General features: G+C 36.7%; 21 protein-coding genes. All 21 read left to right on the forward strand.

The annotated features are described in order from the left end of the window. Positions 1–333 precede the first annotated feature (333 nt). The 21 genes from A5819_RS15400 to A5819_RS15495 all read left to right on the forward strand — a co-directional run bounded on the left by A5819_RS15400 (position 334) and on the right by A5819_RS15495 (position 15,357). Positions 334–2,154 carry a hypothetical protein gene (locus A5819_RS15400; RefSeq protein WP_139843309.1) on the forward strand — a complete coding sequence of 607 codons (1,821 nt, stop codon included), beginning with the start codon at positions 334–336 and terminating at the stop codon, positions 2,152–2,154. Then, complete coding sequence (locus tag A5819_RS15405; protein ID WP_086279645.1) at positions 2,151–3,611, forward strand: ATP-dependent RecD-like DNA helicase; 1,461 nt, start codon at positions 2,151–2,153, stop codon at positions 3,609–3,611. Before A5819_RS15400 ends, A5819_RS15405 begins: the two co-directional genes overlap by 4 nt. Continuing rightward, a complete protein-coding gene (locus A5819_RS15410) occupies positions 3,608–4,072 on the forward strand; it encodes a crossover junction endodeoxyribonuclease RuvC (protein ID WP_086279644.1) in 465 nt (154 codons plus the stop codon). The genes A5819_RS15405 and A5819_RS15410 overlap by 4 nt, the downstream gene beginning before the upstream one ends. Further along, positions 4,069–4,254, forward strand: coding sequence for a hypothetical protein (locus A5819_RS15415; protein ID WP_086279643.1), 186 nt, complete (start codon positions 4,069–4,071; stop codon positions 4,252–4,254). The genes A5819_RS15410 and A5819_RS15415 overlap by 4 nt, the downstream gene beginning before the upstream one ends. Before the next feature lie 226 nt (positions 4,255–4,480). Beyond that, positions 4,481–4,630 (forward strand): hypothetical protein, encoded by a 150-nt coding sequence (locus tag A5819_RS19335; protein WP_176271475.1) that lies wholly within the window; start codon positions 4,481–4,483, stop codon positions 4,628–4,630. Continuing rightward, positions 4,617–5,153, forward strand: a complete 537-nt coding sequence (locus A5819_RS15420) for a DUF1642 domain-containing protein (protein ID WP_086279642.1) — start codon at positions 4,617–4,619, stop codon at positions 5,151–5,153. Before A5819_RS19335 ends, A5819_RS15420 begins: the two co-directional genes overlap by 14 nt. Then, the gene (locus A5819_RS15425; RefSeq protein ID WP_086279641.1) at positions 5,154–6,026 is read left to right on the forward strand and encodes a hypothetical protein; all 873 of its coding nucleotides are present in this window, start codon (positions 5,154–5,156) and stop codon (positions 6,024–6,026) included. Continuing rightward, on the forward strand, positions 6,019–6,348 hold the full coding sequence (locus tag A5819_RS15430; protein WP_086279640.1) for a hypothetical protein: 330 nt from the start codon (positions 6,019–6,021) through the stop codon (positions 6,346–6,348). Before A5819_RS15425 ends, A5819_RS15430 begins: the two co-directional genes overlap by 8 nt. Positions 6,349–6,350: 2 nt before the next feature. Next, on the forward strand, positions 6,351–6,569 hold the full coding sequence (locus A5819_RS15435) for a hypothetical protein (protein ID WP_086279639.1): 219 nt from the start codon (positions 6,351–6,353) through the stop codon (positions 6,567–6,569). Between the two features lie 61 nt (positions 6,570–6,630). Next, complete coding sequence (gene dcm, locus A5819_RS15440; RefSeq protein ID WP_086279742.1) at positions 6,631–7,551, forward strand: DNA (cytosine-5-)-methyltransferase; 921 nt, start codon at positions 6,631–6,633, stop codon at positions 7,549–7,551. Between the two features lie 126 nt (positions 7,552–7,677). After that, positions 7,678–8,115 (forward strand): methyltransferase domain-containing protein, encoded by a 438-nt coding sequence (locus A5819_RS15450; protein ID WP_217808598.1) that lies wholly within the window; start codon positions 7,678–7,680, stop codon positions 8,113–8,115. Then, positions 8,108–8,323 (forward strand): hypothetical protein, encoded by a 216-nt coding sequence (locus A5819_RS15455; protein WP_086279637.1) that lies wholly within the window; start codon positions 8,108–8,110, stop codon positions 8,321–8,323. Before A5819_RS15450 ends, A5819_RS15455 begins: the two co-directional genes overlap by 8 nt. Beyond that, positions 8,316–8,798 carry a hypothetical protein gene (locus tag A5819_RS15460; RefSeq protein ID WP_086279636.1) on the forward strand — a complete coding sequence of 161 codons (483 nt, stop codon included), beginning with the start codon at positions 8,316–8,318 and terminating at the stop codon, positions 8,796–8,798. The genes A5819_RS15455 and A5819_RS15460 overlap by 8 nt, the downstream gene beginning before the upstream one ends. A gap of 56 nt (positions 8,799–8,854) precedes the next feature. Continuing rightward, positions 8,855–9,124 (forward strand): hypothetical protein, encoded by a 270-nt coding sequence (locus A5819_RS19015; protein ID WP_139843557.1) that lies wholly within the window; start codon positions 8,855–8,857, stop codon positions 9,122–9,124. Positions 9,125–9,128: 4 nt separating this feature from the next. Continuing rightward, the gene (locus tag A5819_RS15465; protein WP_176271476.1) at positions 9,129–9,581 is read left to right on the forward strand and encodes a hypothetical protein; all 453 of its coding nucleotides are present in this window, start codon (positions 9,129–9,131) and stop codon (positions 9,579–9,581) included. Positions 9,582–9,815: 234 nt separating this feature from the next. After that, positions 9,816–10,019: a hypothetical protein gene (locus A5819_RS15470; RefSeq protein ID WP_086279634.1), complete on the forward strand. Its 204-nt coding sequence runs from the start codon at positions 9,816–9,818 to the stop codon at positions 10,017–10,019. Positions 10,020–10,302: 283 nt separating this feature from the next. Then, positions 10,303–10,995: a hypothetical protein gene (locus A5819_RS15475; protein WP_086279633.1), complete on the forward strand. Its 693-nt coding sequence runs from the start codon at positions 10,303–10,305 to the stop codon at positions 10,993–10,995. A gap of 56 nt (positions 10,996–11,051) precedes the next feature. Next, positions 11,052–11,462 carry a phBC6A51 family helix-turn-helix protein gene (locus A5819_RS15480; protein WP_086281723.1) on the forward strand — a complete coding sequence of 137 codons (411 nt, stop codon included), beginning with the start codon at positions 11,052–11,054 and terminating at the stop codon, positions 11,460–11,462. Further along, positions 11,452–12,846 (forward strand): phage terminase large subunit, encoded by a 1,395-nt coding sequence (gene terL / locus A5819_RS15485; protein ID WP_086281722.1) that lies wholly within the window; start codon positions 11,452–11,454, stop codon positions 12,844–12,846. The genes A5819_RS15480 and terL overlap by 11 nt, the downstream gene beginning before the upstream one ends. 11 nt (positions 12,847–12,857) lie before the next feature. Continuing rightward, positions 12,858–14,333, forward strand: a complete 1,476-nt coding sequence (locus A5819_RS15490; protein ID WP_254907321.1) for a phage portal protein — start codon at positions 12,858–12,860, stop codon at positions 14,331–14,333. Further along, positions 14,308–15,357 carry a phage head morphogenesis protein gene (locus tag A5819_RS15495; protein WP_254907322.1) on the forward strand — a complete coding sequence of 350 codons (1,050 nt, stop codon included), beginning with the start codon at positions 14,308–14,310 and terminating at the stop codon, positions 15,355–15,357. The genes A5819_RS15490 and A5819_RS15495 overlap by 26 nt, the downstream gene beginning before the upstream one ends. Positions 15,358–15,471: the final 114 nt, after the last annotated feature.

Genomic DNA, 15,471 nt, shown 5'->3' on the forward strand with positions numbered 1-15,471 from the left:
GCTTAGAGCCACAAAGGATTGTTCGAGGTTACAAAAAAAGTTACAAAGTGGTTACACAGAGCAATAAATAACCTCGGATTTGAAAAAATTCCTAAAACTTTTGTAACTGTAACCATGTTTGTAACTTTTCTGTAACCACTCTAAATCTTACTCTCCCAATGGATGTAGCGATTTGGTTACAAAGTTACACCTAGTATATTTAAATACTAATAATATATATAAATAGAAAGATATACCCTTTTTTGTAACTTTTCACAAAGTTTAAAGGGTATATCTGATAAATTACTATTCAAATGTTTAACTAAGTCTACCATGAAAGGAGTGATAAAACAAGTGGGAGAAATAATTTTCGACAAATCGAAAAAGAACTTAAAAAAAATATACAACAGAATCAATTCTACTAGTTTGACAAAATATACGAGAATGGACGAGGTTTTATTTGTGGCCATTGGAGGATACAGCAGAACATTTGAATTGCTCCTTAAAATGGGTTTAGACAAAGAGGACATTGCAACATTTTCTAGTTTGAATTTGTCTCAAAACTTTATTACTGAGACACACAGAAAAAAAGTTGTCTATGTAAAAAAAATAAACTATGTGACCAGTGTCATTAAAGGAAGCACGTATTCCAGTAAAAATCTTGATTTAAATATCGCTGATGCTTTTGAAGAAAGCATGATGATCTATAAAAATGCTGAACGCACTCTTGTTGTTGATAAAAGAAGGGTGGTTTGGGAGAAACCTTCTATAGTAGTCTTGGATGATCAATCACTCAATTTGCAATATGACGGGCACCGTTTTCTTTACCAAAATGAAATTGGGTTTGTGCAAATTAGAAATAGAAATGCTGATCCGGTCGTTATTATTAAAGAATTAGAAAACGTGGAAGAAGCAGATAGAATGATGTTTGCATTGTATCAAAAAGGACTTGTAGCAGAAGAAGAAATTTTAAATGCTCTTACCAAATTACAAGCAACAGTTTTTCGTCAAGTTGATCAAGAGTGGTTCATGAAACCTACAGAATATAAAAGTATTATAGGTTCTCATGAATTGGCGAATGCGATGAAGGATATAAAAGAGTTAGGAATCTATCAATTAACTTCTAATAAAAAAATCGGGCGTGAAAATGCTCGATGGATTGTAATTCCAAATGTCGCATTTGAATTTACTGGTTTTGAATACAAAGACGAGTCTGACCTATTCGAAGAGGAATTACGAACAGAAGAGCAACAAGAAGAGGCTTTGGCTTCTCAACAAGAACAATTACTTCAAAGTATTTTATCAATAGAAATCCCTTTAAATATAAAAAAAGGATTTGTTGGAAGTGAGCTGCAATATAGCCCTTCTGAATCGTTGCAATCTTTCCTCGATGATATCGATAATATCGAAGCTGAAAAAGTCGGAGGAATCGAACTCCTTTCAGGCGCGACTACAGAACAAGAATATAAACATATCAAAAAATACCAACTTGCTTATTTTATCGACGGTACATTCAAAGATAACGAGCGATCAGATAAAAATTACGAAGGTGGTCGTCGTTTAATATCAATTGATATCGATGATGCTGAGTATACCAGGGAAGAAATAGAAAAGAAATTAGAGAGTCAAGGACTGTTCGGTTTAGTTTATCCTACTGCGAAGTACTATTTTGATCGGTCGAATCGTTGGAGAATCATATTGATGTCAGATTGCGAAATGAACAAAGAAGAATATAAAAATGTGGTTACTGGCGTAGCGAAAATGTTGGAGTTGGAAATTGATGAAGCAAGCAAAAAAGTAGCACAACTTATGGGCTATCCACTGGCTTCCTCAGACGTTTCAATGACAATTGGAACAATGGTTAATGTAGATCAGTTCAGACCGTCAGAACGCAAAAAAAGCAGTAAGGTTGTTGATTTTTCAACTAGTACAAAGTCTTTACTAAGTTTTAATCATGCACAAGCAAAATTGTTAACCAAAGTTTTGGATCACGGCATTTCAGAAGGAAGCCGGAACGAAACCTATCGACAAATATACATGTATTTAAAAGACACCTTAGACAATCCTGAAATGGCCAAGTGGCATGAAGAAGCTGCTGAACTGATAGAAAGAACAAAAGCGCAAGCAATCCTGGACGGATTACCTGAAAAAGAAGTGGAAGTGATATATAGATGAGGAACTACTCAAAGGCACTAAAAGCGAATATTGAAAGTACGTACACCTATGCTTTTGTCAAAAATACAAAACAATACAAAGGACGAGCTGATCGCTACAATCCAATTGATTTTTTTGATTATCTTTTGGAAATAGAGAATCCGTTTATGGTTTTTATGGAGCTTGACAGGTACGCGTTCAAAAATGCTAAAAATGCAATTGTGAGATACAACATTAATTTTACAGAAGAACAAGAAAGGGCTGCTAAAGTTTTTGTGGATGTTACTACAAAAATGCAACAAACAAGGAGTGACATCGTAGCCCTTCACATTGATGATCTGAAAGGAACGGGTGTTGTCTTGTATGAAGAGCCATATTATTTAACAACGAAAGACACGTTGTATGTGGCTGAATCGATTCAACGTCTTCCTCGAAATAAATTAACATTTAATCAAGTATATGATCAACATCTGAATTTAAGTAAAGAACAACGAGAAGCATTAGAAATATGTGTAAAACATCAATTTTCATGTATGGTCGGTGGTGCTGGAACTGGAAAAAGTTTTGTAACTGCAGAAATAATCAAACAATTGGAATTGAACGGAAAACATGTAGCTGTATTGGCACCTACTCATAAAGCTAGGGAAGCGTTACAGTCAAAAATAAAAGGTAGTACGGTAAAAGTTCAAACGATCCACAGTTTTGTTTATAACCCTACAAACTGTGATGCAATTGTAATTGATGAGAGCGGGATGTTATCAACACCGTTATTCGCTAAAGTAATGCGAATTTATGACCGGCAACAACTAATCTTCGTTGGTGATAAAAACCAACTTGAGCCGATTGAATATGGACGTCCTTTTGAGAGACTGCAAGAAATTTTTAAAACGGCTGAATTGAAAGAAAATTGGCGGTCTGAATCTGCAGATATCATAGCCTTGGGAAGAGAAATATTAGGGATTCCTCAAAATTCTAATATGCCAATGCCGAACATTGAGGTTGTAAGCAATTCTGATGAAGCATTCAAAAGAGGAGCGGAGGTAGCATTATCCTTTACTAATCATAACGTAAAAGTGATCAATGAACAGCAACGAGTAAAAAATGGTTTTGTTACTGTATCGCCTAACTTCAGTGTTGGTGACATGATCGTTGCGAAGACAAATGAAAAAGACCGGTTCTACAATGGTCAAATTTTTCAAATCATTTCTGCGAACAGCGCCAAAAAGAAAGATAGTGAAGAAATAATTACATTTAAAAATCAAAAAGATTTAGAAAACAATTTCGATTTAGCGTATGGATTAACCATCCATAAATCCCAAGGAAGTGAATGGGATGTAGTTGCTTATCAGCCAAGTGAAAATGATTATCAAAATTTGGCGTATGTTGCTGTTACTCGTGCTAGAAAGACATTGATTATCATCGGTGACGCAATAAAAACGAATTATAAGCCTAATCGAGAATGGAGGCACATTGAATGAATCTTATTGCTTTTGATCAATCAACTACAGCAACAGGATGGTGTGTAATGGAAACGAATAACTCTAAAATTGTAGCTTACGGTGTTATTCGTCCGTTAGGACCAACAAATGAACGTATTCGAGAAATTATAAAAAAATGCATGGTTTTGTGCAAGAAATTTGATGTAGCTTTCGTTTTTATCGAGGGCATACAAGTCCAAAGAAACCCTGTAGTCTATGAAGTTTTGGCAAAACTGAAAGGAACACTCGAGATATGCCTGGAAGAAAAAGGGTATATCGTAAATGTTGTCAAAGCAACAGAATGGAGAAAAAGGGTTGGTATTAAGAATAAGAAGAGAGATCTCGTAAAACAGGAGGCTTTAGATATGGTCAAAGGCATCTATAAAATCGAACCCTCAGAAGATGAGTGTGAGGCAATTCTATTTGCGAGAGCATTTTCAGCAAAGGAGACTGAAGAATGAATAAAGAAGAATTAGTCCGGATTATAAATGAAATGGGTAACAAACTAGAAAAATACAAAAAAAGCTTCGATTGGTTCGAAGACAGCGATCAATTACTAGAGGATTACGAAGAGGCAGTGACGATGGCGCGTCTAATTTTTCTAAGCCTAACACGGGAACAAGAAGGTGAGCCGAATGAATAAGCCAAAGTTTAGAGCGTGGGGGGGCAAAGTAGATGAACGCCAGACAAAAGAAAAAGCAATTGAAGAAATGGGCAATCGCTCATAACCAAGAAGAAATGCTATATTGCGAGTATTGCGGAAAGAAATTAGATATCAAACGCAATAAATACGCATTACGATGGGAAACTTGTGATGAGTATTGCTATCGGGAGCTTTTTAGACTTTATCACTAAATGAGGTGGAGTAGATGAATGATTCTATTGAGTTAGCAAAAGAATTGGTTGATTACACAAAACTAGTAGGCGTTCACAATGAGCATATCCAACAAGTGGCGCAAAAGTTATTAATTAATATTTCTGGGGAAACTAAGGAGGACGCGACACATGGGAAAGATTGAGGAATTGATAGATGAGCTAGAAAATGTAAGTAGTAAATCGATAAATAAAGATTTCGAGGATGGGTATAACGGAGGAATAAGGCATGCTTTAGAGTTAGTCAAAGAGTACAAATCATCACTACCAACCCAACAGGACAAGGTTGTGGTGCCTGAGTTGATTCACAAATGGATTAAACATGTAAAAGGATTAACGTGGGGGCTTGCAGATTTGCTTAACCCAAGTGTTTCTAACAGCTATTTAGCTAGAGATGCTAAGGGGTGGTTAGAAAAAGATAAAATCAATGCTGAAATTTTGGCTCGCGCTTGGTTGGAGGATGATTACACTGTGGAGAAAGAGCAGTTGTATTATATTGAGTTGCCGCTTGAAGGGAGAAAAGTTAGATACTGTGATCGGTTTTTAGACGATCCTAAATCAAGTTTTTTCAGTTCAAGGTATACACCTAAGAAACTTACAGAAAAAGAAATCAAAGCAGTAGACGAGCGTTACTGGTCGTTTGCTGTACCAGTAGAGGAGGAAGAATAAATGAAATTGAAAGAATTACTCTCAGTATTAAATGATGATACAACAGCAGATTTTGAGATAGAAGAAGAAATTTATCCGACAAGAATATTTGTTAAAGATATACCAGAAGTTTACTCACATGCTCTTGATTTTACAGTAACGACAGTTGATCCTGCTGTTAGTTATATACACTATAGTGACGGTGAGCCTGTAATATACATTGTAGCAAAAAAATGGTCAGGAGGACTCGCAATGACAGAGAAAACACTCAAACATGAGCTGTATAAACATGGTAGCTACCTTATAAGCCTGAAAGAATCAGGATCAGAATTTGTCAATATCGATGACGAGATTAAAAAAAATGAAGAACTATTTCAACTGGCATCAAAAAAAGATTTACAACCAGATTTAAGTATTGAAAATAATAACAGTAATCCTACACCTTGGTCACAAATTATGACTGACCACCAACCAGCGTTTTCGGTCGGGGAGTATTACTTTTATAAAAGCATGGAGAATGTGCTACACATCTTAAAAATTACTGCTGTTATGGGTAACATCGTAGAAGCGGGGTTTTTAGATACTGAAACAGGAAAATTAAGCAATGCAAGGATTGAACTTGATAAGAAATATGTACAACCAGCCACCGCCGAACAGATAGCAACGTTTAAACGTGCGAAACACTTTGCCAGTAAAGGGCGTAAGTTGGATGAGTTTCGTGATCGAGACATAGTGAAGTATGAAGAAGAGCTATTTTTCGCAAAGACAACTAGCGAATCGAACTTAATTAGCGTGAGTGGATTTGACGGTTATGGCTGGGATGATATGAACGCTGATGAATTTGACCTCATCCAAACAGCCGAAGAACTGCAGGAGGTAGAAAACAATGAATAAACGACAACAAAAGAAACAATTTAAAAAAGCATTAGATGTTTTAAATGACATCGAACTTTATGAAGCCGACTACGAATCAGAAGGAGTTTTATATATTCTGATTGAAGATAATGAAAACAGCCAATTAATGCTACAAGAATTCTGCGGACTATTAGGGATCAACAAAAATAAATTTATCGCTGCATATGGTGAACATGTGGATGATGGGTATTTAGATTTAGTTAACATTTGGCTTTTTATCACAGAACCTAAAGGCTATACGACATATCATAGCCCGTTAAATGGATTTTCGCTAAATCGTTGCGATGAAAGGAATGAGTAGGGATGGAAGAAGCTTATGGTTATACACAAATGCGAATCAATTATATAAAAGATCATGCTAAGACCATATACGAACAGACTGTGCAGTTGGAAAATACTTGGCATAATCGAAAGAATTTTAGTACAGATGATGAAACCATCAATAAATATTTTGAGAATCAGCGTAAACAGATTGAGGAAAATATCAAGTATTTAAACAGTTATTTGGAGCCGAAAGACTAACTAAACGAAGGGAGTAGGAGATTTCCTGCAGGACTAAAAAGCTTTTTACTCCTTTGTGATTATGATACAAACTTTAGAATTATTCGGTGGTGTTGGATCACCATTTAAAGCGTTAAAAAATTTAGGCATCCCAGCAAAGGCAATTGATTATGTTGAGATAGACCAAAAAGCTGTAGATAGCTATAACGCAATTTTTGCAGAGGACCTGCTCTATAAAACTCAATCAGTTGTCGGATGGAACCTCAAACCAGATATTCTTATCCACGGCTCGCCTTGCCAAGATATTAGTATTGCAGGCCAACGATTAGGTGCAGATGCTAACAGCGGTACACGTTCGAGTCTGATGTGGGAAACGATCAACATTATTAGACAGCTGGGCGAGTGGCGACCAAAGATAGTAATTTGGGAAAACGTCAAAGCTGTATTACACAAGAACATGAGATCCAATTTCAATAAATATTTGGAAGAAATGGAGAAGCTAGGATATTCCAATAGTTTCAAGTGTTTAGATGCTAGGGACTTCGGACTACCGCAAGCAAGGCAAAGAGTATTTACTATTTCGACCTTAAACGCCGAACCATTCAATTTTGATTTACTTAGGAAAAGACCTATGCGAAATATCAATGAGTTTCTGCTAGATAGCTCAACTGTTGATGACGTTTACACAGTTACTCAGCCTAGTATACTTTCAGTCATTGGCAAAAAGGGAATCAAGAGAGCGACGGTTATCGAAGATTTTGCCTACACGATCACAACCAGACAGGATCGTAGCCCGGCGCAAGTAGTTGATTGCGGTAATGATCGTTTCCGATATCTCACTGAGTTGGAGTGCTGGCGACTACAAGGGTATAGTGACGAGGATTATTATCGTGCTGCATCCGCTCATAAACGGAATGGCAGATTTACAATGCCATTGTATAAGCAATCTGGTAACAGCATTCCAGTAACGTTTTTTGAAAGTATATTCGAGGTGATTCTATGAAAAACATTGAATTTTGGGCAACGCCTAGCAATGTAAAACGTGACAAAGGCAAGAGGACGGCTGCTGTTAGATTGGATGGTGATAGCTGTGACTAAAAAAATATTAGATGCTTGTTGCGGTAGTCGAATGTTTTGGTACGACAAACAAAATAAAGATGTCCTCTACATGGATAACCGACAACTAGATGATACTCTCTGTGATGGTCGATCGCTAAAGGTTGAACCTGATGTAGAAGCAGACTTTAGAAATATGCCGTTTCCCGACAATACTTTTTATCATGTGGTGTTTGATCCACCTCATTTGTTAAAAGCAGGTGAAAATAGTTGGTTGGCCAAGAAATACGGAAAGCTAAACGAGAGGACTTGGAAAGCAGATATCAGCCAAGGATTTGACGAATGCATGAGAGTCCTTAAGCCTAACGGCACACTTGTTTTTAAGTGGAATGAGGACCAAATAAAACTAGCTGAGATTTTAAAGGTGATTGATCATGATCCGCTTTACGGCAACAAGAGAGCGAAAACTCATTGGATTGTATTTATGAAAGAGGCGATAGCTGATGATTAAAAAAGGCATGAAAGTAAAATATATCGGAACTGGGGTACGTAAATATACTGGTCAACTACTAGAAGTAAAGTCTGTCGGTAAGAATTGTGTGATCCTGTATTTCCCCAAAGCTGACAGGCATCAAGTGGCGATCGAGCATGGTGGAATTTGGAAAGCAGAAACGCTGCTATGTGGACATAGTGAGGTTGAGGAGGTAGAGAATGTTTAATGTATTTAAGAAGAAACCAGAGGAAGAAACACAACTTACGGATCAAATATCGGTTGATAATTTAAAAGCCTATGTTGTCCAGGGATATGATAAAGAAAAAGAATTACAAAGCAAGTTAGATCGAAAAGAGCAAGAAATTAATGACCTAAAAGTAAAAATTGAAGAATTGGATGCGTTGAAAGTAGTTCTTGAAAATAAAGAGCGGATCATCAGAGAGTTAAACTACAAGTATGAAAAAGTTGGAGCTTTAGAAAAGCAAATAATCGATACAGACAATAAATGGAATGACCAAGTCATAAAGAACAGAGAACTTAGGAATCAGATTTCAAAAATGGAGCAAGAAAGAAGAACGATTGAGCCTATTATTAGAAGTTCTGAAAGAGGAGTGGTTATTTCTCGAATCACAGAACGTATTGAAAACCACAAAGGAAATTTAAGCAAAGCTAAGGCCATTGAGATAATCAAAGCAAAATGAGCAGGCAGCAGGCGTTTGGTGGATTGTTTAAATGATATAGGAGGGAGCAAGTGCTTATGGAGCAAGGTATTTACTTTTTAATGGGATTCATATTGGCTAGTTGGATTACTCTTAACTTAACTAAAAGAATCGAACAAAAAATAGGTTTGCAAATTATCAAGAGCATTCAAGAGTCAGTAAATGATCACATAACTGTACTTGAAGAAGTACAGGATGCTACAGGTAAAACCTGGTATATAGATGGTGGACTTACTACGGCAAAATCAATTGCCAAAATTGTTGATGACTACTTGGAGTTTTACAAAGATAGAGATTGGGAGGGATAGCAGATTGGGCAAATACTACAAAGTGAGCGAAGAAGCCAAGAACTATGCTAGAAAAGTTCTAAGACTTCATAACTACGAAAAGAAGCAGATTAAAAAAATTGAGGAAAGTTTGCGTTATCCTTATCAGGAAACTGATGAAAATATCGGCGGTTCAAGAGTTAGTTCAAATATAGCGCCGCAAGAAGCAGAAGCTGAACGAGTATGGACTAACGAAGAGTTTCTAGCCACCGTTAAGCATGTGAGCGTTGTAGATAATTTCCTTGAAGATATTTCAGATGAAGCAGTTAATCTTATTAGAAACAGATATCTAAGTGATAACGGTAGTAAAGAGCGCAGACCTAAAGAGTTGCCTAACTGGGTCAAAGTATCAAAGCTAGTCCATTTATCAGAAGATGCATGTAAAAAACAAGATTCTTTGCTCGTTAATTCTTTAGCTAAGCGGTTCAATTTGAAGTAATGGCACGAATGGGGGTGTAAATCAGGCACACAACTAGGTAAAAAGACGGCACACAACACCCTTATAATAATGATATATTGATATTATGAAATACTAAGATAAACCATCCAAAGCAAACAATTACACACACAACTCATTTACGATAGTTGCTTAGTTGGTTATCGCCACTCACAGGTAAATACCTAGTTTACAGCCTGTGGGTGGGTACATATAAAAATATTAGGAGTTGATAAAATGAACGATCAAATTGAAAATAACTTTAAATATCATGCACCAAAAGAAGGTCAAACAGAAAAGTACAATGAGTTACGAACGAAAGCGAAGGAACTGGCATATTTGATTGACGAGGTTTGTCCAGACAGTCGTGAAAAATCATTAGCGACAACCAAACTAGAAGAGTCCGTTATGTGGGCTAATGCTAGTGTAGCAAGAAATTAATTTTCGGGTGCTTTGCGCCTGCAGAGCCATTCGCATAAGCGGTGGCTTTTTATACAGAATTGAAGAGGTGTGATTGTAGTGAAGTTGATAAAATTTTTTAAATTAGCTAGCCCTATTTGCTTACATTCGTGGGAAAGTCAACGGTTAGGAATGAATCGAAAATGTAGTAAGTGCAATAAAGAATTATTCGGCAATCTCACGTTACGTCACGGTGACTGGATAATAAATTTAAATAAAGATAAGTAGATCACTCATTGAGTGGTCTTTTTGTTTGGAGGAGAATATGAGTAAAGCTAAAAAATATAGAGACGATGAATACTACACTACAAAAGAAGCCGCTATGAAGTTCTTTGATTTGGTGGTTGTTCCGAGTGGAATTTTAAAACATAAAACCATTGTTATGCCGTTTTCTAGTGAAGAAAGCGAACTGTATATTGTGGCCAAAGAGTATCATCAAAATGTGGTGCCTTTTACAGGTGATACTGATTTATGGCAACAGATAGATAAATATAACGACGTTGCAGTTGTGGATAATCCACCGTTCTCATTATCTGTTTTGATTGAAAAAGAATATATTGAAAGTAACATCCCTTTTATTTTATTCAGAAGTGCAGTAACGTATCCAATATTTCTTTTTCAATCAGAAAATGCTGGAATTATCTATCATAACGGAGAAGATGAAATTCAGTTTGAATGGGGATTTGCTAAATATATTATCGGAGACAAATATATAGCAGAACAGTATCCTAATTTGTTAGACAACCTAAAACATCACGGTATTTTACAAAAGAAAGTACCGGTCGGTTTCTCGTTTTTCAAAACAGATTATGACTTTAAAATAAATACTATCACATTCAACAAACTAAAATATCCTAATAAAAAAGACAAGTACATGTTTATGACTCAAGGCGTTTATGATGATAAAACAAAGCTTGAAATTAAGGATGACGGAAGGGTTCATTGTACGTCGTATTAATAACTAACCGTCATTCGTGGCGGTTGTTTTAGTTTAAGAGAAGGAGGTGAGATTACATGACAAAAAATGACAAATACAAGCCTACAGTGGCAGAGAAAAAGCTCCTTGAAGTATTGATAAACCCTGAACATGTAGGGAAATCCGTCCAAGAGTTGTGTAATCTCGCCGAAGTAAGTAGAAATAAATATTACGATGCAATGAAGAAAGAGTCTTTTGTGGCTTTAGTTAATAATATTACAATGGATTTGATCAAAGGGAAAGCAGCCGATGTATTGAATGCTACTTACAAATATGCTCTGACAGAAAAAGGACATCAAGACCGTAAAATGATTCTAACGATTGCAGGAGTTTATGCTGAAAAGACAGAAACCAAGGTGACTGGCGAGATGAATGTTAAGAGTAATCCATTATCAGAATTAACTACGGATGAGCTTAGAAAGGCGTTGAGTAAGCTTGATGATGGATAAGACGGTGTTAAAGTTCGAGCTTCAGAAAGAACTGGCTCGTCGTGATTTCTTTGAGTATTGCCATTTAATGGCGCCTAAGTTTTATAAGCGTGATCGTAAATATCTAGTTGATTTGTGTAACGACCTTCAAGAGTTCCTTACAAGTGATGATGATGTATTGGTTATCAATGAACCGCCTCGTCATGGCAAATCGAGAACTGGCGGAATGTTTGTTCAGTGGGTATTCGGAAATGATCAGAATAAGAAAATCATGACCGGCTCATATAACGAAACTCTTTCAACAACATTCTCAAAATCAGTAAGGAACACAATTCAAGAGATTAAGGCTAACGATGATATCATCGTTTACAGCGATATTTTCCCCGGTGTTTCAATAAAGGCTGGTGATGGTGCTATGAACTTGTGGAGTTTAAATGGTGGTTTCAACAATTATTTAGCTACCAGCCCGACAGGTACAGCTACTGGATTTGGTGCTGACTTGATATTCGTTGATGACTTAATTAAGAGTGCTGAGGAAGCCAATAACGCTATGGTACTGGAAAAACACTGGACGTGGTTTACCGATACGATGCTTTCAAGGCTGGAAACAGGCGGTAAAATCATTATTATTATGACTCGTTGGCACTCTAACGATCTAGCAGGGAAAGCTTTGAAGGAAATGCCTGCTGCTGGATATAAAGTGAAACATGTCAGTGTTAAGGCGTACGATTCAGAAAAAGACGAAATGCTTTGTGAAGAAGTGCTATCAAAAAAAGAGTATCAACGTAAAACGAAAACAATGGGCGCAGATATAGCGTCTGCCAACTATCAGCAAGAACCTATTGATTTGAAAGGTCGCCTTTATCAGAAGTTTCAAACGTATACCAGCAGATCAGAATACATCAAAATATGGAACTATACCGACACTGCAGATCGTGGTGCCGATTATTTGTGTTCAATTGTGTTTGGAGAGACATCTGATCACAAAGCTGAGGTGCTAGATGTTCTATATACGAAGGCGCCTATGGAAGAAACAGAATCAGCACATGCCAATCAAATGATTGAGAGCAAAGTAAATCATGCTCGTATAGAGGGAAATAACGGTGGTATCGGATTTAAGCGATCAAGCGAGAGGATCACAAAAGAACGAGGGTTCTATAAGACCTATTTTGAAGACTTCCACCAATCGGCAAATAAAAATTCACGTATATTGTCTAATTCATCTTGGATTGAAAACAATGTATTTTTCCCAGATGATTGGAAACTAAAATGGCCTGAGTATCACGAGGCAATGACAACGTACCAACGAGAAGGAAAAAATGCCCATGATGATGCACCAGATGCAACTACAGGAATAGCAGAAACATTATCTGGAGGAAGTACAGTTGAATTTATTGAATATTAGGAGGTGGAACAGTGCTTTATTACAAATTATCATTAAAAAACTATAAAAGAGTACGAACGAAATACGCAACACAATTGGCTGAAGGTCTATTTGATCCTAATGGATTTATGGAAGACATGCAGCCGTTCTTTGATGATAGAGAACGCAAGTATTTAGCCTACACAAGCGAGAAAAATGAAATTGATGATAGACAAAAACCTAATACCAAAATTATCAAGGTTAATAATAAACTACATGCTGGTATGTACAACATCGTTGTAGATCAGGCTGTTAATCATTTTACAGGTATTCCAATCAAATGGGATTATGATGTATCAGAGCAAAAAAGAACAATTATTCAGCGGATGAAAGATCGTTTTTTGGGCAATGATCCAAATCAATCAAAGACACCAGAAGAATTCGATATGCTCTCGGATATGGTCGATAGTATGCGCTTTGCAATGTTGGATTCTGAATCTGCCACCTATCAAGGAGCAACTGGGGTGGCGTACCGATTGCTTGAACCAATAAAAGTTGGTGAGGAATGGGAACTATGGGCATCCAACATTGAACCTTGGTTAGCTGAAAGGTATCAGAACGGCGCTGTTTTTATACGTGAAAAATATGATACGATGCAACGAAAGTTCTATCAAGAAATGAAAGTGGTCACTCAAGAAACGATATTGACTTATGATCGTTATGTAGATAGCAGTCTTACCGGTGTTTCTGGTAAGTTTAAATTGATAGATGAAGTAAAAAATCCACTTGAAAATATTTATTTATCAGAATTCAAAAATAATACAAATCGCTATTGTGATTTTGAGGTAGCAGAAGAAATCTCTGACGCTATTGATCGTAGTTTATCGGATCAACAAAATGAAGTTGAACAATTTAAGTTAGCCTATATGATGGTCACTGGTTCTCGTTTGCAAGAAGATGAAGCAAGACGAATGATGGAGCAACTAGGAATCATAAACATGTCTGATCCTAATTCTAAAGTTGAGTACGTGACGAAAGATATCAATAAGGATTTTAACGAATATCACTTAGACTTGCTTAAACGTCAATTTTACACGATTACAAAGGCGATTGACTTCAATGATGAGGTATTCAAGTCAAATTCTTCTGGCGAGGCTCGAAAGTGGCAGATCATCGCTTTAGAGGCTAAAACGAACACGAAAGAGCAGTTTTTCCGTGAAGGATTGAAAGAGGTTGCGGAAACATTAGCTGCGTTTATCCATGTGAAAGATAAAAAAGAAATCGATTCTAAAAAGATTATTTTTACTTTCTCACGTTCGTTGCCTACAGATATTGGATATCTTGCTGAAGCATTGCCTAAATTAGCGCCATACGTTTCTAGGAGAACAATCATGAATCAGGTACCATTTGTTGAAGACGTTGATTATGAGTTACAGATGATGGACATTGAACAAGGTCGAAGCTATCCTGATGGCGAATACAACAATCTAGGCGGTGATGCTAATGGCAAAGACACCAAAGTTGAGTAAGTCAGCATTAAAATATTGGGAGAAGCGTCGGGAGCTAGAAGATAAAGCTCGTCTTAAATTAGAAAACGAAACGCTAAAGATGATTACAGATATCTTTCCCGAAGCTTTAAAACGGATTCAAGAGAAATTACTGTCTCAATCTGATTTGCATAAGATTAACCAGCAAAAACTTCTTGAAGATGTGAAACAGCTTGATCAGCAGAGGTATAGAAAGTACATTGAGGACAATTACAAGTCTTTGATGAATTCTGACGAGAAATATCAAGCATTTATTGATGAATTCTTTCCAGCTTATGATTACGCTAAGGTAAATCGTTTACTGCAAATTCGTTCTGATATATTCTCTATTTTAGCAGAAGAAATGATCAACAAAGGTGCAGACACAAAATTTAATGATCGATTGGATGATTTCATCAATAGAATTTACAACTCCAATTCCAATGCATTAGGTCATATATTAGGTACAGGGGATTTTTCGCCTCTTCCAAAAAAGGAAATCGAGCGAATGTTGAACTACCCCTGGAGCGGAAAAACATTTTCTTCTCGTCTGTGGGGAAATGTGTCTAAGTTAGAGCAAAACCTAAGTCAGGCAATAGTTAACGCTGTTGCAAGTGGCGGAGGGGTTGTTGATGCGTTGAAAACGATGCGACAAGATCCGTCAATTTCAGACATGTTCAAGCTTGAGAAAGATAAGTTTAATCGGGCCATTGAAAATCTCGTGAGAACTGAATATGCTCATTTTGCTGTAGACGGTATCAATGCATCATTTGAAGAAGCTGGCGTTAGAAGATCAATCAGCTGGTCGGCAAAAGATGAGCGAGTTTGTTCAATCTGTGGTGGGTATCATGGCAAGGAGATAAAGAAAGGCGGCATTGATCCACCATATCATACTCGTTGCCGCTGTACTAAGATACCAGATATTGCAGATTTAGGAGAAGATATCGACACTCTTTATGAGTCAATGTTCGGGGATTTATTGGATGAGTTCGCAAATAATCAATTTAATATAAAATTAGAGAGGTAAAAAACATGGATAAAATCACTTTGAAAGTAAGGCTTAGGCGTAGATTTTATGTATTACTGGCAGTTATCACAGCGGTTTCTGTAGTTAACACTAAGCGAGGAACTAAAATGCTGG

This window comes from Enterococcus sp. 7E2_DIV0204, assembly GCF_002140855.1.
Taxonomy (GTDB): Bacteria; Bacillota; Bacilli; order Lactobacillales; family Enterococcaceae; genus Enterococcus_L; species Enterococcus_L lemimoniae.